The sequence below is a fragment of the Nonomuraea sp. NPDC050536 genome, assembly GCF_044457685.1.
Classification (GTDB): domain Bacteria; phylum Actinomycetota; class Actinomycetes; order Streptosporangiales; family Streptosporangiaceae; genus Nonomuraea.
Genome location: NZ_JBITHD010000008.1, coordinates 67,528 through 86,268, shown reverse-complemented (window position 1 = coordinate 86,268; position 18,741 = coordinate 67,528). Strand labels below are relative to the sequence as shown.

Here is an 18,741-nt window from a genome sequence, read left to right as displayed (position 1 = left end):
TTCGAGGAAAAGTTCAGCTCGCCGAACCCGCGATGAGACGGCTCAACTGCAGATCGAGTACCGCGATGGCCTCACTGGGGCTGATCTCGCCCAGCATGCGCGCGTCGGCGAGTGCTCCTGCCACGCCGAGCAGGATGCGCGCCTCCGCCTCGGCGGCGACAGCTGAACCGCAAGCCTCGGTGACAAGTCGCGCGACAGCGGCGGTCGCAGCGGACGACCCCTCTCGGTAGAGCTGGTGAATCTGGGGGTCCGCAGCGGCGGAAGCGAGAAATGCGTGGCCTGCCAGGATCTGTTCAGTGCCGAGATTCACCAGTGCCAGAAGGACCTGACGCAGCGCCGCACGTGGTGGCTCATCCGGGTGTACGGCTGCCGCGACGGCGCTCTCGATGTCGCGCCGTTGCATGGTCGCGGCGAGCTGCAACAGCGCTTCCTTGGTGGGGAAGTAGTACTGGACCAGCCCTTTGGAGATCGCGGCTTCCGTCGCGACGCGTCCGATGGTCACCGATGCCAGGCCCTCACGCACGCACAGCCGAAGCGCGGCCCTGGCGATCTCTTCACGACGCGCATCGTGATCCACGTGCTTCGGCATCGTCCCTCCTGCGGAGCCTTTACAATACGATCGTATAGGAGGTTGCCATGGACACCATCACACCGAACATCGGGGCGGCATTCAAGGCAGGACGGCTCGGCCACTTCCGCGACGCCGCCGCCTACACCAGATATCGGCAGGCTTACGACCGCGCGATGGCAGGCCTGCCCGCGCCGAGCGCGACGCTGAATGTGTCGACCGACTTCGGCACCGTTCGCGTCTACCGGTTCGGGCCCGCCGACGGGGTGCCGCTGTTGCTTCTGCCCGGTCGCGCAGCGGCTGCGCCCATGTGGGAAGCCAACCTGGCCGGCCTGGCGAAAAGCCGCCCGGTGTACGCGATAGACCTCATCGGAGAGGCAGGCCTGTCGGTGCAGACCTGCCAGTTGACCTCCTCCGAAGACCAGGCGGCCTGGCTCGCGTCGCTGATCGACGGCCTGCCCGAACAGGCGCTTCACGTGCTGGGTCTGTCGATCGGCGGCTGGTCCGCGCTCAATCTCGCCGTTCACCGGCCGGCCGGAGTTCGCTCGCTCGTCCTGCTCGAACCGGCCGCTACCTTCGGTGGGATCACCTGGAAGGTCGTCGTCGTCTCTCTGGGGTCGGTGCTCCCCATGCCCAAGGCCGTCCGGCGGCGCCTGTTGAGCTGGATCTCCGCTGGCGCCGACGCCTCCGAAGACGACCCTGTCGCCGCGCTGATCGCCTCCGGCATGCGCGACTTCACCACCAGCCTTCCCCGGCCCACCTACCCCACCGACGAGCAGATCGCCGGGATCGATCTGCCCACCCTGGTGATCCTCGGTGGCCGCAGCATCATCCACGCTCCCTCCAAGGCCGCGGCACGGGCACGCCGCCTGCTCCGGCACGGCATCGTCGAACTCTGGCCGGAGGCATCGCACGCCATCAACGGCGAATTCCCCGAGCGCATCGAAACCACTGTCAACGCCTTCCTGGCCAAGGTCGAGGCGACCTAGAGCGCCGCATCAGGCCACGTTCGCCCTGTTGACGATCCTGCGTAGGCGGGGGTTGTCGGTGTTGCGGTTCCGCCAGGCATCGGCACGAGGGTGAGGTTCGCTCCCGAGGACCGAGCCTTCCTCGCTGTGCTCTTGGCATCTCTGCCTCGTGAGGTCCTACGTCGACTGCAGTTCCTCGTCCGCCCGGACACCATCCTGCGCTGGCACCGGGATCTGTTGAAGCAGCGTCACGCTCGCACCTGGCATTTCATCGAGGCCGTCACCCTCAACGGGCAGCGGCAATACATTCTGGCTGTGATCGAGCACACCCCCGGGCGGGTCTGTGTGCTGGGCGTCATGTCGAGCTCTGTGACCCGCATGGCGTAGTCCACCCAGTCGGTGCCGGGAGTGGTGGTGACGGCAGGGGTGTACTCGGTGCCGTTGATCTGGACCTTGGTCAGATCGCTGGTCTGGCCGGACAGCTTGCTGCCATCGAATACCCGAGGGCCTGCTCGGGCCATGGACGTCCGGCGAGCAAAATGCAACAGCCCCCGAGCGATAGTCCATGGAATCTCAACCCGTGGCACGGGACGGTTACGGAACTCTCTGAGGGATCGAAAGGATGATCGACTATGCGCAAGGCGTCGCTCGCTCTTGGCCTTACCGGCGTGCTCCTGAGCGGAGCGCTGGCCGGCTGCGGCGACAGCGAGAGGCAGGAACCGGCCCAGCAGCCCGCGGCGAAGGGTCCGGTGACCGTCGAGTGGTGGGGGTGGGCGCCCGGCTATGACAAGGCCGCGGCGGCTTGGAATTCCGGCCACCCGAACATCCAGATCAAGTTCACGCAGGTGGAGCCCGGAGGCAAGGGCGGCTACCAGAAGATGCTGAGCGCGGTGAAGGCCGGCAACGCCCCCTGCCTGGCCCAGGTCGGCGCGGAGACGCTCGCCAGTTTCCTGGTCGAGGGTGCGCTCGAGGACATCACTCCGTACGCCAAGGAGTCGGCCGCGAAGTTCCAGCCGTGGGCGCTCAACTCCGTGACCTTCGGCGGCCGCCAGGTCGGCATTCCAGTGGACTCCGGACCCATGGGCCTGTTCTACCGCAAGGACGTCTTCGAGAAGCACAAGATCGCCGTTCCGACCACATGGGAGGAGTTCGCGGCAGCCGCTCAGAAGCTGCACGACGCCGACCCGAAGGCCTACATCACCTCCTTCAACCCCGACGACATGTACGGGTTCAGCGGCCTGGCCTGGCAGGCTGGCGCGTCCTGGTTCTCCACCAGCGGCGATTCCTGGAAGGTGTCGATCACCGACGAGGCGACCACCAAGGTGGCGAACTACTGGCAGGGCCTGCTGGACAAGAAACTGGTCGATGTGAAGTCGGCCTGGTCCGACCCGTGGTTCAAGGCGATGAGCGACGGCGAGGTCGCCTCCCTGGTCGGCGCGGTCTGGATGACCAAGGTGCTGGAAGATTCGGTGCCCAAGACCAAGGGCAAGTGGGCGGTGGCGCCGATGCCTGACTGGGTGGCCGGCCAGACCGCTACCGGCAACGTCGGTGGGTCCCCCAACGCGGTCTTGAAGGGCTGCAAGAACCCGAAGGAAGCGGTCGAGTTTGCGACCTGGATGTCGACCGATCGGGGCGCCTTCGACGACTTGGTCGTCAACGGCGGCCTGTTCCCGACGACCGCCGACGGCGCCTCGCTGCCGTCGATCGCCAAGGGGCGTCCGTTCTATGGCGACCAGCCGGTCTTCCAGACTTTCGCCAAGGCGGCCACGACGGTTTCTCCGACGTTCGCCTGGGGTCCGACCACTCCCGCGGTCAACGACGCCTTCAACACCGAAGTCGGCAAGGTCGTCACCAAGGGCGGCACCCTGCTGGACGCGCTGAAGGCGGTCCAGGCCAAGGCCGTGGCCTCCATCAAGGACAAGGGCCTCAGCGTCACCGAGTAGGAAGGCAGCTTGATGGCAGTCACCTCCGTAGCCCGGAATGCGCGAACCAGTGGGGTGCGGTCTCGCGCCCGGTCGCGATGGAACTCACCGGGCCGGGCAGCAGCGCCCCTGCTCATCCCGTTCTGTGTGCTCTTTATCGTTTTCTTTCTCGCTCCGGTCGGCTATGCGATCAACGAGAGCCTGCACGCGGTCAAACGGTCCGGGCTCGGGTTCGGCTCACCCGAACGGGTCTTCGCCGGTCTCGGCAACTACACCAAGGTCTTCCAGGATGGAACGTTCCTGACAGGGGTCGGCAGACTCCTGCTCTTCGGCATGGTCCAGGTCCCGATCATGCTCGGGCTCGCGCTCGCCCTGGCGCTGCTCCTGGACGGGAAAGCGGCCCGGTTCAAGAGGTTCTTCCGGGTGGTCTACTTCCTGCCGTACGCGGTGCCCGGGGTGATCGCCGCGATCGTCTGGGCGTTCCTCTACAACCCCGAGGTCATCGGCATCGACCTGCTCGGCGACGGCACCGTGCTCTGGTCCATGGGGAACATCGTCACCTGGACCTGGACCGGCTTCAACATGCTCGTCATCTACTCGGCGCTCAAGGCGATCCCCTCGGAACTCTACGAGGCGGCGGCGCTCGACGGCGCGTCCCCTTGGAAGATCGCCTGGTCCATCAAGATCCCTATGGTCCGGCCGTCGCTCGTGCTCACCGGCGTGTTCTCGATCATCGGAACGCTTCAGCTGTTCAACGAGCCGATGATCCTCAGCGATGTCACCCCGGCGGTGTCAAAGGACTTCACCCCGCTGATGTGGTCGCTACAGGTCGCGCTCGACCACAACGACTACGGGCTCGGCTCGGCGATCTCGATCGTGCTCGCGCTGGTCGCCGGCGGGCTGTCCCTGCTGTTCCTACGCCTTTCCGCGTGGCTCACCGCCCGAGGAGCACGCCCGTGACCCGCGCCCGCATTCTTGTCACCTCGTTCCTGTTCGTGGTGGCCGCCTACATGTTGCTGCCGATCTGGTGGCTGGTGGTGTCGGCGAGCAAGTCCAGCGCCGACCTGTTCAGCACCAACCCGCTCTGGTTCAGTGGGCTGAACCTGGGCGACAACCTCGCCCGGGTGATGTCACAGGACGGCGGGCTGTTCCCGCGCTGGATGCTCAACACCCTGCTGTACGCGGGCGGCGGCGCTTTCGGGGCGATGCTGCTGGCCGCCATGGCTGGATACGCGCTGGCCAAGTACCCCTTCCGGGGCCGGAACCTGCTGTTCGGGGTGATCATGGCCGCGGTACTGCTGCCACTCCCGCTGCTGACCATCCCGATCTACCTGCTTGAGAGCAGGACAGGCCTGATCAACACGGCTTGGGGAATGCTGCTGCCGAGCATGGTCAGCCCGTTCGGTGTCTATCTCGCGCGCGCATACGCCCAGGTCGCCGTCCCGGACGAACTGCTGGACGCCGGCCGGGTGGACGGCGCGGGCGAGACTCGGCTCTTCTTCACCGTCGGGCTGCGACTCATGGCCCCCGCGATGGTGACCCTGTTCCTGTTCCAGTTCGTCGCGATCTGGAATAACTTCTTCCTGCCGATGATGCTGCTGAACGACCAGGAGCTGTGGCCCCTCACGCTCGGACTGGTGAGGTGGCACGGCATCAGGACCGGGTTCCTGCGCGACGCGGTCGTCACGGGAGCATTGTTGTCCCTCATCCCCGTCGTGCTGGCGTTCCTGTCGTTGCAGCGGTTCTGGAAGGCAGACCTGGCGGCAGGCAGCATCAAGTGACCATCAGTGAGTCCGTGACTGATGCTCCCGGAACGTTCTTGGCGATGTACCGACCCGGCGTGTGAACAGCCGGGTGAAGTAGGCCGGATCGTCGTAGCCGACGCGCCGGGCCACCGCGGCCACCGGCAGGTCGGTCGTCGCCAGCAGTTCCTTGGCGAGGTTCAGCCGGATCGTCAGCACGTAATCCTTGGGGCTGCAACCCGCACTGCGCTTGACCAACTCGCGCAGCTCGGTAAGGCTCATCCCGAGCCGTTTGGCGTGCTCGAGCATGGGCCACGGCTGGCACGCGTCACGGGACAGCGCTTCAAGGACCGGGCCGCTGTCCCGGCTGACGACTTGGCCGCGCTGGAGCACGACCAGCAGTTCGTGCACGCCGGCCGCCGCCGCCACCTCCGCGTGCGGTTCTGGCCGGCCGAGTGCTGTGATCATCTTGCGAATGACCACCCGGGCCGGCTCGGCCGAGGTGAGCGGCACAACGGGCTCGTCCGGGTTGAGGAAGCCCAGCTCGATGTAGGGGGCCACAGACGGTCCCGTGAAGTCGGCGAAGCATTCCGACCAGCCCGGCTCGTAGGGTCCGTAATGGTGTTCCACGCCCGGTGACAGCCAGAGCAGGCACGGGGCAACGACGTCCACCGGTGGTCGTCCCCCGGAGGAGAACCAGCCCGCACCTGATACCACGATCACCGCGACATAATGGTCCAGCGTGCGGGGACCGACCGTGGGGAGCCGCCCATTCTGCATCCCTACCGCCAGGCAGGCGAGACCAAGCCGGTGGTGGACGGAGGTGGGGGTGAGGTAGCGCCACCAGTGATCCCAGTGCTCCTGACCTTTCACCCAGTCGACAGGTCCAACAGGATGCCGTGAAGAATCCATGGGTCCCCTTCCCGCAAATAGCAGCAGGTTAGCCCCATCGCCGTGAACGGTGCGGCCTCCACGAAACCTGGGGCGGTTCACGAGCACGCACGCCGCTTGAGCTGCCTGGACGGGCGGGCTGGCGCGGGTCGAGCGGGTCGCCAAGGAGGTGGCCGCTTCGGTCAAGACCGTCGACACGCTGGTGAACAACGCCGGGGTGATGCTGCCCGACCGCCGTACGAGCGACGAGGGGTTCGAGCTCAACTTCGCCGTGCACCACCTCGCGCCCTGGTCGGTCACCGGGGCGCTGCTGCCGCTGCTCAGGCGCGGCGACGGGCGGGTGGTCAACGTCAACTCCGAGGGGCACAGGGCGCCCTTGCGCGGCGGCGGGCCGGTACGCGTCGACTTCGGCGACCTGCAAAGCGAGCGTGGCTACGACCCCTTCATGGCCTACAGCCGGACCAAGCTGGCCAACCTGATGTTCGGTTACGAGCTGCACCGCCGCCATCCCGAGCTGACGGTCGTCGCGCTGCATCCGGGCATGGTCCGCACCAACCTCGGGCGGGAGTTCCCCCGCGTGCAGGTGGCACTCATGGGCGCGTTGTCGGCCTCCGCCGAGCACGGGGCGGCCCCGGTGGCGGCGCTGGCGGCCGAGAAGGACGTGCGGAACGGCGGCTACTACAACCGGTTCACGCCGATCTCCTCGTCACCGGAGTCGTACGACACGGCCGTGGCCGGGCGGCTGTGGGAGGTCACAGAAGGACTGCGCGGCCGGTTCGGGAGCTGACCGAGGACCGGTCCGCGGCGCCCGAGCTGCGAGGCCCGCAGTGCCTCCGGCACCCACGGGCGGACCGAGTTCCTGCCCGGAGTCATCCGAGCCGGCGGCTCGACGCCCTTCCGAACGCCTCATCGTTGAGCGGCACGAGCGGCGGCACTTCGCATCGGCTGCTCACATCGAGCGTCGTGCGCTTGTTCGCCGCCTCCAGCAAGCTGTGCGAGCAGTCGAGGACGTGGTACGCCAGCTCAGCGGAGGCACGGTGGGATCGGCCTTCACCGATCGCCTCGGCCATTTCGGCCAGACCGTATCCTCGGCTCGACCCGACGAACCCGGCGGACGGCGCGAGCACCCGCCAGGCGCTGTCCCCGGGGTTCCGCACCTTGCAGTCGCCGTCGAAGAGGTTCGGGTCCGGGACGACGAGGGATCCCGCGGTGCCGTGGACCTCGATGCTCGACGCCTGCGTGGCCAGCACGTCGAAGCTCATGATCAACGTCGTCAACGCCCCGCTCTCGTGTTCGAGGATGCCGGTGATGTGCGTGTCGACGCTTGTTGTGAACGTCGTTCCCGCGCGCGTACCGCTGGCGATCGTCCGGAGGGGACGCGGCCGGCTGCCGGCGCCCATGACGGACTTCACCGGACCGAGCAGGTGGATGAGGGCGGACAGATAGTACGGACCCATGTCGAGCAGGGGCCCGCCGCCGGGCAGGTAGTAGAACTCGGGGTTGGGGTGCCATGTCTCGTGGCCGAAGACCCCCATGACCGCTGTTGCCGAGGTCGGCCTACCGATCACACCGTCCTCGACGGCCTTGCGGGCGGTCTGGATGCCGGTTCCGAGAACGGTGTCCGGCGCGCCCCCGACACGCAGCCCGGCCCGCTTCCCCGCCTCGACGACTGCCGCGGCGTCGGCCGTGCTGGTGGCGAGCGGCTTCTCCCCGTACACATGCTTGCCGGCGGCGATCGCCGCCAGCGCGACCTCGGCGTGGGCTGCGGGCGGCGTCAGGTTCAGAACGACGTCGACGTCGCCGGCGGCCAGCAGTTCGTCCAGCGTGGTCGATCTGGATCCGGGCGCCATCGCCGCCGCGTCCCTGGCGCGTTGCCGGTCGGCGTCGCACACCGCGACAATCCGCAGGTTGCTGACAGCGCCGAGCGTGCGCAGGTACTGGCTGCTGATGTTCCCGGCGCCGACCAGGCCTACGTTCAACGGCTCGCCCACAGCAAACCCCTTTCGATGATGGTGCGGATGTGGGGCATCTCGAGGGTGGGAAGGTGGTGGCCGGGGGTGCAGACGAAGATCCGGCCTGTTCCCCATCTGCGGGTCCAGACGGCGGGGAAGGTGATCGGCGCACTCCACGGGTCGCCGTCGCGAACCGGCACTGTCGTCGTGGCCAGAACCTCGTTGCAGGGGTCGCACAGCACCCAGTACTGCTCGTCCTCGACGGTGATCGTCGTGGGCAGGTCCCTGACGATATCGTGGTCGCCTCGGGCGGCCACCACGTCGATGGCGTACTCGTGGATGCCCCCGGGATGAGCCGCGAACTGGGCACCCACGAGTTGGAGATAGTCCGCCGACTGGCGGAAGGAGTCGACCACGCCACCATGCCATCCGGCCAGTCCGACACCGGACTCGACCGCGGTGCGCAGCCCCTTCACCTGATCCTGGTCGAGCGAGCCCATCGTCCAGCACTGAAGGATCACGTCGGTCTGCGACATGAGCGCGGTGTCGGTGTAGACGTCGAGGTCGTCGGACACGACGACGTCGTATCCGTGTTCCGCCAGGAACGGGATGAACATCTCGGTGGCTTCGGCGGGTACGTGGCCGTCCCACCCGCCGCGGACGACGAGCGCTCGTTTCTGCGACTTCGGCATGGTCTCCCTCTCAGTTCGCCTTGCTCTGGCTGAAGGCGGCGTTTCAGGCCGAAGGCCGGGCGGTGGTGATCGCGTGCAGGGCTCGCGGGCGATCTCGCTGGGATGGACCTCGTGGGCGCAGTGCACGCCGACCGAGTCGAAGACGTCGAGGATGGGGTTGAACCGTTCCGCGAACTCGGCATATCGGCGCTCGATGACCTCGGCCGACACCGGCGGGAACATCGCCAGACAATGCCACACCGGCGATGACGGTCAGCTCGGGCACGAGCGACAGATCGACCGCCCGGTCGCCGACTTGCCATGCCGGCGAGTGCACCCGCCCCATGAAGCCGTGACCGACGAGGCCGATTCGAAGGTTGTTCGGCATTGTCTCTTAACGAATCTTGCGCAACATTGATAGTCAGATTCCAAGCACAATCACCATAGAGCCAGCTTCTATCAGGCCGCCAGGATCAAAAGTTGCGCAACATAATGGTGGTCTCGCATGCTTGATGCATGACGCAGCGCGCATGGCGCAGACCGCCGGGATCGCCGACCCTCACCCAGATCGCCCGAGCCGCCGACGTGCCCGTTCCCGTCGTGTCGAAGGTGTTGAACGGCCGAAGTGACGTCTCGCCCGCAGTCCGCGAGTCTGTCGCGGCACGTCTCAGGCAAGCCGGATACGCGCTGACGGACTCGGGAAACGCCTCCAGCCCGAACAACCTCATCGACCTGGTCGTGTCCGGCGTCGAGGGCACCTGGGCGAACGTCATGCTCTCCGGGATCGAGCGCGCCCTGGCGAAGACGGGTCACGATGTGGTCGTCGTGGTTGCGCGAGGAGCCGAACCGGACGGCCGTGACTGGGTGCAGCGTCTGATCGATCGGGGCAGCAAGGGAGCAGTGCTCGCGCTCGTCACACCGACGACCGCGCAGTATCGCCGGCTGACTGAGGCCGGCATCCACCTCGTCGCCCTGGACCCGCACCGGCCGCTGTCCACCGGGATCCCCACGGTGGGCGCGACCAACTGGACCGGCGGCCGACAGGCCGCGGAGCATCTCATCGCCTTGGGACATACTCGCATCGCCGCCATCGGAGGCGTACCGCATCACCACTACAGCCAGGCCCGCCTGGATGGATTCCGGTCGGCCCTCGCGGTCCACGGCCTCGGGGACGGCACTGAGCTGGTGCGTTACGGGAACTGGGGCCGCACCGAAGCGGCCGCGGCCGTGGTGGAGTTGCTGGATCTCCCGAACGCTCCGACAGCCGTCTTCGCCTGCTCCGATCACATGGCCCTCGGCGTCTTCGACGTCGCCGCCGAACGAGGACTGCGGATCCCGCACGATCTCAGCGTCATCGGGTTCGACGACCTTCCGGAAGCACGCTGGCTCAGCCCGGCACTCACCACGGTCCGCCAACCCGTGCGTGAGATGGCCGAGCTGGCCGCCGGCACGCTCCTGCGGCTCATCGCCGGTGAAGCGGTCCAAACCCCCCGCGTCGAACTCGAAACCCGGCTGATCGAGCGTGGGAGCACGTCTCCGCCTCAGCGATCACGGCGTGTGCCGTAGCGGCACTCTCGGCTCGAAGCTGCTCGCCAGGCTCTGACAACGCCCTGCCCGCGAGTTCATGGCGCACCCAGTTTCCCTGCCCGGATGGATCAGTGCCCGGGCGAGGGGACGCGATCAGGCACCTGGCCGGCGGCTGAGCGCACCGTGCCCCCGCCTGCCACCATTGCGACGATCGTCTGGCCGGCCGCGGCCACGCACATCAACATGATCGGTGCTTGCCAGCCGGAACTCACCGTGTGCAGCAGCCCGAAAGCCACCGGCCCGACGGCGGCCAGCAGGTAACCGATCGACTGCGCCATCGCCGACAACGCGCCCGCTACGCTCGCGTCCTGGGCGCGCAGGCTGATGAAGGCCAACGCGAGCACGAGGCAGGCTCCGCCGCCCAACCCGAGGACAACACTCCACAGCAACGCCAATCCCGGCGCCACGAAGAGTCCAAGGTAGCCGAGGAGCATGACTGCCGAGCAGATCGTCGCCAGCGCGCGCTGGTTACGCGCCCACCGCATCGCGCCGGGCACCGCCAGGCTGGTCAGCACCGCGACCGCCTGGAACAGGAACAGCAGCCATCCCGCGGTAGCCGCACTCATGCCGTTGTCCTGGAAAACCTGAGGCAACCACGTCACGACGACATAGAAGCCCAGCGACTGCAATCCCATGAACGCCGTGACCGCCCACGCCAGCCCGGAACCCCACGGCAACCGGTGGCCGCCAATCGCCTGTGCGGCACGCCGCGGAGCCCGCAGCTGAGGAAGCCACAGCAGCACAGCCACCAGCGCGAACAAGACCCAGCACCCCAACGCGGTATACCAACCACCGGGGGCGACCTCGCTGATCGGCACCGCCACCCCGGACGCCACTGCGGCGACACCGCCCATCACCGTGGCGTAGGCGCTGGTCAGCAGTCCCACCTTGGTGGGGAAATCGCGCTTTATGAGGCTCGGCAGCAGCACGTTGCCCACGGCGATGCCCGCCCCGATCAGCACGGTTCCCGCGAACAGACCGGCTGCCGTCGGCACCCACCGGAGCGCGATCCCCAACGTCAGCACCACGAGCGCCCGTAGGACCCCGCCATGCTCCGTGCGTGCTCGCATGCGCCAACCCTGCGCACACCATGATCCATTCATCGGTCCTTGGGTTCTGCGGAAGAGCAGCGGCCCCGCTTCGCTGAGGACTACGCGAACAGCGTCCGCGCCCACATGTAGTCGAGCTTGCCCACGGGCGTCCGCTTGATCTCGGGCACGATCCGCAGTACTCGCGGGATCTTGTATCCTGCGAGCCGCCCGCGGCAGTGCTCGGCCAACTCTTCCAGCGTCACTTCGCCTGCGACCACTGCTGTCACCCGCTGGCCGAACTGCGGATCCGGCGTGCCGATCACCAGCGCGTCGTAAACGTGCGGGTGGCTGCGCACGGCGATCTCCACCTCCTCGGGGAACACCTTCTCCCCACCAGTGTTGATCACCATTGAGCCTCGGCCGAGCATGAGCGCGGTGCCGTCGTCGTGCAGGATCGCTTGGTCGCCCTGCAGCGCCCAGCGGGTTCCATCCGGCCCTGTGACGAAGGTGCTCGCCGTCTTCACCGGATCCTTGTAATAGCAGAGCGGGATGTTTCCTGATCTGGCCAGCACGCCCTGGTCGCCGGGCTGTACCGGCAGGTGATCGGGGCCGAGCACAGCGAAGCCCGGGCCTAGCGCGAACCTGGGCCGCTCCTCCTCGGCGGCAGCCCCTACTGCGCCCGTCTCCGACCCGCCGTAGTTGTCGACGATCATCGCGTCGGGCAGCGCCGCGCGGATCCTCTCTCGCGTCGTCGCCGACAGCGGGGCGCCGCCCGACCCCACCGAGAAGACCTCCAGCTTGTACGGCCGGCGCCCCAACTCGTCGGCGACCGGCCTGGCCATGCCGTCCCCTGCGAGCGACAGCACCTGCGACCGCTCGCGCTCGGCCAGCTCCAGCACCGCGCACGGATCGAAGTGCCGCCCCGTCCAAAGGATCACCGTGCCGCCCGCCGACAGGCAGATCCAGCTGCTCCACTGCCCGTTGCCATGCATCAGCGGCGCGTGCACCTGGAAGCGCAGCCCCTCGGGTCCGAAGCGCAGCTCCGAAACATCCTCGACGGGCCCCGAGTAGACACTCATCGCTGCGAGGTAGATGTCCTCCGAACGCCACAACACGCCCTTGGGCAGCCCGGTCGTTCCGCCGGTGTAGAGGATGTACGGGTCGTCCCCCGACCGCGGCTGGAAGTCCCTGCCGCCCGGCACGTCCGCCAGCGCCCGCTCGTACGGCTCGCCGAAGGCCAGCATGGGACCGTGGAAGGGTGCCCTGGCCAGCAGGTCGGCCTCGCCCAGCAGCGCCACGCAATCGGCGTCGCGGAGCAGATGGGCCAGCTCCCGCTCGACATAGCGGTAGTTGACGTTGACCGGCGCCACCCGGGCCTTGAAGCAGCCGATCATGCTCTCCAGCCATTCCGCGCGGTTCCAGGACAGGATGCCCACGTGCTCGCCCGGCCGTACCCCTAGAGCTTGGAGCCAGTGCGCCACCCGGTTGGCGCGCTCGTCCAGCTCGCGGTAGGTCAGCCGGACCTCGCCCGCGACCAGCGCGAGCCGGTCGGGCACTGCGTCCGCGGCGCATTCGAAGACGTCCGCGAGGTTGATCACCGCGCCTCCAGGGCGATCAGGAAGAAGGTGATGCCGCGCATGAACGAGTTGCGCGTAGGCCGCGGCCTCTCCGCGTCGGCCCATGCGGCCGAGGCCTTCCTGTCCGCGATCGCCGCTTCCGCGGTCCTGAACAGTCCGCTCATTCTCCGCCCCTGATCAGCCGGCCGGGCAGTGCCCCGGTGTGCTCACCGTGAGAGAAGGTCTGGATGCCGCTGACGAAGGTGGCGACGTAGCCGTCGGCCCGCTGGATGAGCCTGCGTCCGCCCGCGGGCAGGTCGTGCACCATTTGCGGGCGGTGGTTGCCGACCCGCTGGAAGTCGATGAGGTTCAGGTCGGCCTTCATGCCGGGGGAGATCACGCCGCGGTCGTGCAGGCCGTACAGCCGGGCGGTGTCGCGCGACATCAGCTTGACGACGTGCTCTAGTGGCAGCCGCGCACCGCGCGAGCGGTCGCGCGCCCAGTGGGAGAGCATCGTGGTGGGCATGGAGGCGTCGCAGATGAAGCCGCAGTGCGCGCCGCCGTCGCCGAGCCCGAGTACGGCATGCGGGTGCAGCAGCATCTCGCGCTGGGGATCTAGGTCGCCGTTGGCGTAGTTGAGTATCGGCAGAAGGAAGATCGCCTGGCCGTCGTCCTCCAGCATGAGGTCGTACAGCAGTTCGAGCGGCTCTCGGCCCTGGCGCTCGGCTTGGGCCTTGACGGAGGTGCTGGGGTGCGGCTCGTAGTCCGGATCTTCTCGATTCAGCGGATAGAGGCGGTCGGTGAAGCCGCGGCAGAGGGCCGCGAGCATGTCCTCCTCTTTCGGGACCTCGTGGAGGATGCGGTGCTTGAGCTGGGGGTCGCGCATGCGGTGGACACGTTCGCGGCGCGGCAACGTGGAGAGTTTCTGGTATGAAGGGCGGTCGGCGAAGGCGTGCAGCGCCTCCAGGCCGATCAGCATCCCGAACGGCCGGCAGGCCACCTGCGGGTGCAGCCGCGCCACCTTGGCCGATTCGCTCAGCAGCTCACGCCACAGGTCGGGCACCGAGTCGATCTGCAGCAGTGCGAAGGTCACCGGCCGGTCGATAGCCTCGGCCAGCCTGCTCATCCAGGACACCTCCCTCATCGGCGCGTTGACGTCCTCGCCCGCGGCTCCGGCAGGTGCGATCTCGTAGACGCCCCTGCCGAGCTCGCGCAGCGCCTCGCCGATGCCGAACAGCTCGTCCTCTGCCGCGAACGTGCCCGGCACCGGCTCGCCGTCGATCGCCGTGTGGGCCAGCGTCCTGCTCGTCGAGAATCCCAGCGCGCCGGCCTCGATCCCCTCCTTGACCAGATGCTTCATCCTGGCGACATCGTCGGGCGAGGCGGGCTCGTTGCGCGCGCCGCGCTCGCCCATCACGTACGCGCGCAGCGCGCCGTGCGGCACCTGTGTGCCGATGTCGAGGACGTGCGGATGCCGCTCCAGCGCGTCGAGGAACTCAGGGAAGCTCTCCCACTCCCAGGCGATCCCCTCGGAGAGTGCGGTGCCGGGAATGTCCTCGACGCCCTCCATGAGGCCGATCAGCCACTCGCGCCGGTCAGGCCTGGCGGGGGCGAAGCCGACGCCGCAGTTGCCCATGACCACGCTGGTGACGCCATGCCAGCATGAGGGACCGAGCAGTGGGTCCCAGGTGGCCTGACCGTCATAGTGCGTGTGCAGGTCGACGAAGCCGGGCGTGAGCAGCAGCCCGTCCGCCTCGATGATGCGCCGGGCTCGCCCCGGCCGGTCCGCGTCGTTCCGGCGGGCGACCTCGGTGATGCGGCCGTCTGTGACGGCGACGTCGGCGGTGTACGGCGGAGCGCCGGTGCCGTCGACGACGGTGGCGGCGCGAATGACAAGATCGTGCATGGTCAGCTCCGGTAGGAGAGCGTCACGGAACCGCCGCATCGCACGCCCCGTCGATTTGGCGGTCATGTCGATATTTCCTGATGCGTCCGGTGCTGGCACCTGACCCATCAGGATGGGGTCTGGGTAGGTGTCACCCCTCTCAGACCGTCGCGGCCGTAGGCGGGTTCGAGCCAGGGGGAGAAGTCGGGGCCGCGGCGCAGCGAGTGGCCGCCGTCCACGTTGATGACCTGACCGGTGATCCACGAGGCCTCTTGCGATAGGAGGAAGGCCGCCAGCGCGGCCACGTCCGCCACCTCGCCCACCCTGGGCAGCGGGGTGCAGGCCCGGTAGTCGGCCAGGACCGGGTTCTCCGCATCGGTGATGATCGACACCATCTCGGTGCGGATCAGGCCAGGACGGATCGCGTTCACCCGGACGCCGCTGGGGCCGAGTTCGTCGGCGGCCAGCATGCACAGGTGGTCGATGCCCGCCTTGGCAACGCCGTATGGGCCGAACCAGCGGTGGGTGTTGGAGGCGGCGATCGAGGAGATCGCCACGAACGAGCCGCCGCCCGCCGCGGCCATCAGCGCAGCGGAGTGCTTGAGCGCCAGCATGGTGCCGGTCAGGTTCGTCGCGATGACCTTCTGCCACTCCTCGATCGGCAGTTGGGTGATCGGGCCCAGCCAGCCGGAGCCGCCCGCCGAGGCGACCACCCCGTCCAGACGGCCGTCCGCGTACTCCCAGGCCCGTCGTACGGCCGCTGCCATCTGCTCCTCGTCAGCCACATCGGCCACCACATAGCTCGCCTTGCCGATCTCCGCGCAGGCGGCGGCCAGCCGACCCTCCGTGCGGCCGCAGATTGTCACGGCGGCGCCCGAGGCGGCAAGGCGCTTGGCGACGCCCAGCCCGATGCCACTGCCACCGCCGGTGACGAGCACTCCCTGGCCTTCGAGGTTCATGGCTGCTCCCTCCACAACGGTTCGTCGACGGTGGAGCCAACCGGATCGCCCGACCGGATTCGGCGCCGTGGTCGGCGAGCATCATCCCGGCGAAACGAGCCCGGGCGAGCCCGGCCAGAGGACGTTCAGCATGGACATCTCCTCGACCCTAAGCCCGTACGGCCATAACGAGCAAGCGCTTGGTATCAGTGCAGTCCCTGCGGGTGCCGGGACGGCCGGTCGGTGAGAGACTGAGATTCTGGTGCTTCGGCATCAGTTGATGGTCTTGCGGCGGCAGGTGGCCAAGCCGGTGTTCGCGCCGGATGACCGGTTTCTGCTCTCAGGACTGCTGCGTCATCTGTCGAGGGACAGGCTTCGACACCTCACGTTGCTGGTCCCGCCCGGACACCATCATGCGCTGGCATAGCGACCTGCTGAGACGCCGTCACGCGGCGGCCAGCGCACCCGACGGCGAGGACGCCCGCGCACCGTACGATCCATCCGCGCCCTGGTGTTGCGGCTGGCCCGGGAGAACTCCTCATGCCCTGAGTGAGTTCGAGATGTTCTACCACCAACACCGACCACACCGAACTGAGCCGGACACCATCCAAACCGGGATCACCCGCCTCGATATCCGCAGACGTGATCGACCTGCCCGGATGATTAATCGGCACCGCTATCGACCCGGAGTCACGGTCGCGCTGGGCAGTGACTCTCTGTCTGCTCGGTGCGTTCCGGTGGCTGTCGGGTGAGGCTGTCGAGCATCAGGTTGAGGGTGAAGTCGAACCGTAGGTGTCCGCTGCCGGAGGTCAGTTCGGCGGCGTGGCTTCTGATGTGGGGGAACTGGTCGGCGGGCAGAGTGGTGAGGCGGTGCAGGAGTTCGTCGCGGCTGAGGACCCACTCCTCGCTCTGGCCGGTCTTTCGCGCGTGGACCAGGGAGATCTCCAGGGCGTAGGCGGCGACGTAGAGAGACAGGGCGTCCATGGCCCAGGCCGCGGTCTGGGGCTCCACTCCGCCGGCGAGCAGGATCGCCAGGATCGCCTCGCTCACCCGCAGGGTCTCCAGGTTGGTGGGGACGGTGGCCAGCGCCGCGCGGGAGATGCCGGGATAGCGCAGGTATTGGTCGCGGATCTGGGTGTACACCTGCAGGAGCTGGTCCCGCCAGCGGTCCGGGTCAGGTTCAGGCAGCACGAGTTCGGAGCTGAGCCGTCCGATGATCAGGTCGTCGATGTCGGCCTTGTTGACCACGTGCGCGTACAGCGAGGACGGGCTGGTGCCGAGCTCGCCGGTGATGGCGCGGATCGTCAACGCGTCATAGCCCTGGGTTGCCACCACGTGCAGCGCTGCATCGATGATGCGGTCGACGGTGAGGGGCTCGCGGCGCGGCGCGGGGTGGGCCGGGGCGGCGCCGGACTGTAGGTGCCGAGCTGCCCGGCGTGCTTTCGGATCTTGGGCCATACCTCTCATCCTATCCTTTGACATGAACTACGTTCGTTGAGTAGAACTTAGTTCATGACGACTGAACAAAGTTCTTCAAACGCGGGGCCGCCTCCCGCGCAGTCTCCGGTCCTGCCGCTACGGCGGGCCTGGCTCGTGCTCGTGGTGGTGGTCATCGCCGACGTGATGGACGTGCTGGACTCGACCATCGCCAACCTTGCCGGACCCTCGATCCGGGCCGAGTTGGGCGGCGGCGACACCACCGTGCAGTGGGTGCTGGCCGCCTATACCGCGGCGTTCGCCCTCGGCCTGGTGACCTCCGGCCGGCTGGGTGACCTGGTCGGCCGCCGTCGCCTGTTCCTGGCCGGCATGGCCGGGTTCACCCTGTCCTCACTGGCCTGCGGTCTCGCGCCCGGTGTCGCCTTCCTGATCGGTGCCCGCGTGCTGCAGGGTGTGTGCGGGTCGGTGATGATCCCGCAGGGCTTCGCGTTGGTGAAGATCGTCTTCTCGCCCGAGCACCTGCGCCGGGCCCTCATCCCGTTCGGCCCGATCATGGGCCTGGCCACGGTGGCCGGCCCCATTGTGGCGGGCTGGCTGCTGCACCTGGACCTGTTCGGCGGCCAGTGGCGCTCGATCTTCCTGATCAACGTGCCGATCGGCGTGGCCGCCTGGATCCTTGGCTCCTGTTTGCTGCCCCGCCACGCCGGCGAGGACACCACCGCCCGCCTGGACCTGCGCGGTGTCGGACTGCTCACCCTGGCCTCGGCCCTGCTGATCATCCCCCTGGTCCAGGGTCGCGAACTCGGCTGGCCGATCTGGACCTACGCCATGATGGCCGCCTCGATCCCGGTGCTCGCGCTGTTCGCCGTCTCCGAACGCCGCAGCGCCCACCCGGTGATCGCCCCGTCGCTGCTGCACAAGCGCAGCTTCGTCGTCGGCCTGGTCATCGTCTGTGGCTTCTACGCCGCACTCACCGGATTCCAGCTCGCCCTCAACGTGATGCTCCAACTCGGCGCGCGCTGGACACCCCTGCACACCGGCCTCACTCTGATCCCCTGGGCCCTGGGCAGCGCCATCGCCGTCGGCCTCGCCGGCGCCTTCCTCGCCGAGCGGCTCGGCCGCGCCACCCTGCAACTCGGCCTCGGCATCGCCGCCGCCGGCCTGATCACACTGGGCTGGACCATCGCCCACACCCAGGACACCCTGACCTCCTGGACCCTCGCACCCGCCCTGCTGATCACCGGCTTCGGCTCCGGCCTGGTGTTCATCCCCATCTTCGACTACGTCCTCGGCGATGCCACCACCGACGAAGTCGGCACCGGATCAGGCATGCTCAACGCCGTCCAACAGTTCGCCAACGCCACTGGCGCCGCCACCCTCGGCACCGCCTTCTTCGCCCAAGCCGGCCACAGCAACTTCTTCGACGCCGGTGAACTCATCACCGCACTCGCCGCCGTCCTCTACCTGGCCACCCTGCTCCTGGTCGGGCTCCTCCCCAAACACGCCCAGCAAGCAGGCCACTGACCCTTCACGCCCCGCGATCACCATCCGCCGTACGGCCCGCCGTAGCCAGGAAGACCTTGAAAACGGGCT

General features: G+C 68.0%; 18 protein-coding genes and 1 pseudogene. 7 read left to right on the top strand and 12 right to left on the bottom strand.

All coding sequences use genetic code 11. The features are described 5' to 3' along the window. Positions 1-13 precede the first annotated feature (13 nt). Entirely contained in the window at positions 14-589 is a 576-nt protein-coding gene (locus ACIBHX_RS23470; protein ID WP_397069324.1) for a TetR/AcrR family transcriptional regulator, read from the bottom strand. Positions 590-636: 47 nt separating this feature from the next. Here ACIBHX_RS23470 and ACIBHX_RS23465 point away from each other — a divergent pair, with 47 nt between their 5' ends. Then, positions 637-1,557 (top strand): alpha/beta fold hydrolase, encoded by a 921-nt coding sequence (locus ACIBHX_RS23465; protein ID WP_397069323.1) that lies wholly within the window; start codon positions 637-639, stop codon positions 1,555-1,557. Positions 1,558-1,784: 227 nt separating this feature from the next. On the opposite strand, the gene ACIBHX_RS23460 is transcribed toward ACIBHX_RS23465, so the two are convergent. Then, positions 1,785-2,057 carry a hypothetical protein gene (locus ACIBHX_RS23460; protein WP_397069322.1) on the bottom strand — a complete coding sequence of 91 codons (273 nt, stop codon included), beginning with the start codon at positions 2,055-2,057 and terminating at the stop codon, positions 1,785-1,787. A gap of 111 nt (positions 2,058-2,168) precedes the next feature. Here ACIBHX_RS23460 and ACIBHX_RS23455 point away from each other — a divergent pair, with 111 nt between their 5' ends. From ACIBHX_RS23455 to ACIBHX_RS23445, 3 genes are all read left to right on the top strand, one after another. Then, positions 2,169-3,479 (top strand): ABC transporter substrate-binding protein, encoded by a 1,311-nt coding sequence (locus ACIBHX_RS23455; RefSeq protein ID WP_397069321.1) that lies wholly within the window; start codon positions 2,169-2,171, stop codon positions 3,477-3,479. Positions 3,480-3,605: 126 nt separating this feature from the next. After that, entirely contained in the window at positions 3,606-4,418 is an 813-nt protein-coding gene (locus ACIBHX_RS23450; protein WP_397069320.1) for a carbohydrate ABC transporter permease, read from the top strand. After that, a complete protein-coding gene (locus tag ACIBHX_RS23445; protein ID WP_397069319.1) occupies positions 4,415-5,239 on the top strand; it encodes a carbohydrate ABC transporter permease in 825 nt (274 codons plus the stop codon). Before ACIBHX_RS23450 ends, ACIBHX_RS23445 begins: the two co-directional genes overlap by 4 nt. A 3-nt stretch (positions 5,240-5,242) precedes the next feature. On the opposite strand, the gene ACIBHX_RS23440 is transcribed toward ACIBHX_RS23445, so the two are convergent. Beyond that, positions 5,243-6,112 carry an AraC family transcriptional regulator gene (locus tag ACIBHX_RS23440; RefSeq protein ID WP_397069318.1) on the bottom strand — a complete coding sequence of 290 codons (870 nt, stop codon included), beginning with the start codon at positions 6,110-6,112 and terminating at the stop codon, positions 5,243-5,245. 118 nt (positions 6,113-6,230) lie between these two features. On the opposite strand from ACIBHX_RS23440, the gene ACIBHX_RS23435 reads away from it, so the two are divergent. Further along, positions 6,231-6,878, top strand: coding sequence for an SDR family NAD(P)-dependent oxidoreductase (locus tag ACIBHX_RS23435; RefSeq protein ID WP_397069575.1), 648 nt, complete (start codon positions 6,231-6,233; stop codon positions 6,876-6,878). An 82-nt stretch (positions 6,879-6,960) separates the two neighbouring features. Here ACIBHX_RS23435 and ACIBHX_RS23430 read toward each other — a convergent pair whose 3' ends face one another. From ACIBHX_RS23430 to ACIBHX_RS23420, 3 genes and pseudogenes are all read right to left on the bottom strand, one after another. Further along, positions 6,961-8,082 (bottom strand): Gfo/Idh/MocA family protein, encoded by a 1,122-nt coding sequence (locus ACIBHX_RS23430; protein WP_397069317.1) that lies wholly within the window; start codon positions 8,080-8,082, stop codon positions 6,961-6,963. Continuing rightward, positions 8,067-8,660, bottom strand: coding sequence for a ThuA domain-containing protein (locus ACIBHX_RS23425; RefSeq protein ID WP_397069574.1), 594 nt, complete (start codon positions 8,658-8,660; stop codon positions 8,067-8,069). Before ACIBHX_RS23425 ends, ACIBHX_RS23430 begins: the two co-directional genes overlap by 16 nt. Before the next feature lie 162 nt (positions 8,661-8,822). After that, positions 8,823-8,981: pseudogene (locus ACIBHX_RS23420) on the bottom strand (sugar phosphate isomerase/epimerase); the annotation flags it as partial. Between the two features lie 249 nt (positions 8,982-9,230). Here ACIBHX_RS23420 and ACIBHX_RS23415 point away from each other — a divergent pair. Next, the gene (locus ACIBHX_RS23415) at positions 9,231-10,280 is read left to right on the top strand and encodes a LacI family DNA-binding transcriptional regulator (RefSeq protein WP_397069316.1); all 1,050 of its coding nucleotides are present in this window, start codon (positions 9,231-9,233) and stop codon (positions 10,278-10,280) included. 89 nt (positions 10,281-10,369) lie between these two features. Here the strand turns inward: ACIBHX_RS23415 and ACIBHX_RS23410 are convergent, their stop codons facing one another. The 6 genes from ACIBHX_RS23410 to ACIBHX_RS23385 all read right to left on the bottom strand — a co-directional run bounded on the left by ACIBHX_RS23410 (position 10,370) and on the right by ACIBHX_RS23385 (position 17,169). Next, positions 10,370-11,371 carry an MFS transporter gene (locus ACIBHX_RS23410; RefSeq protein WP_397069315.1) on the bottom strand — a complete coding sequence of 334 codons (1,002 nt, stop codon included), beginning with the start codon at positions 11,369-11,371 and terminating at the stop codon, positions 10,370-10,372. An 80-nt stretch (positions 11,372-11,451) separates the two neighbouring features. Further along, the gene (locus ACIBHX_RS23405) at positions 11,452-12,930 is read right to left on the bottom strand and encodes an AMP-binding protein (RefSeq protein ID WP_397069314.1); all 1,479 of its coding nucleotides are present in this window, start codon (positions 12,928-12,930) and stop codon (positions 11,452-11,454) included. Next, entirely contained in the window at positions 12,927-13,073 is a 147-nt protein-coding gene (locus ACIBHX_RS23400) for a hypothetical protein (RefSeq protein ID WP_397069313.1), read from the bottom strand. The genes ACIBHX_RS23405 and ACIBHX_RS23400 overlap by 4 nt, the downstream gene beginning before the upstream one ends. After that, positions 13,070-14,794 (bottom strand): amidohydrolase family protein, encoded by a 1,725-nt coding sequence (locus tag ACIBHX_RS23395; protein WP_397069312.1) that lies wholly within the window; start codon positions 14,792-14,794, stop codon positions 13,070-13,072. Before ACIBHX_RS23395 ends, ACIBHX_RS23400 begins: the two co-directional genes overlap by 4 nt. Positions 14,795-14,901: 107 nt before the next feature. Further along, entirely contained in the window at positions 14,902-15,732 is an 831-nt protein-coding gene (locus ACIBHX_RS23390; RefSeq protein WP_397069311.1) for an SDR family oxidoreductase, read from the bottom strand. 669 nt (positions 15,733-16,401) lie between these two features. Beyond that, the gene (locus ACIBHX_RS23385) at positions 16,402-17,169 is read right to left on the bottom strand and encodes a TetR/AcrR family transcriptional regulator (RefSeq protein WP_397069310.1); all 768 of its coding nucleotides are present in this window, start codon (positions 17,167-17,169) and stop codon (positions 16,402-16,404) included. A gap of 54 nt (positions 17,170-17,223) precedes the next feature. Between ACIBHX_RS23385 and ACIBHX_RS23380 the strand changes: the two genes are divergently transcribed. Then, the gene (locus ACIBHX_RS23380) at positions 17,224-18,672 is read left to right on the top strand and encodes an MFS transporter (protein ID WP_397069309.1); all 1,449 of its coding nucleotides are present in this window, start codon (positions 17,224-17,226) and stop codon (positions 18,670-18,672) included. Positions 18,673-18,741: the final 69 nt, after the last annotated feature.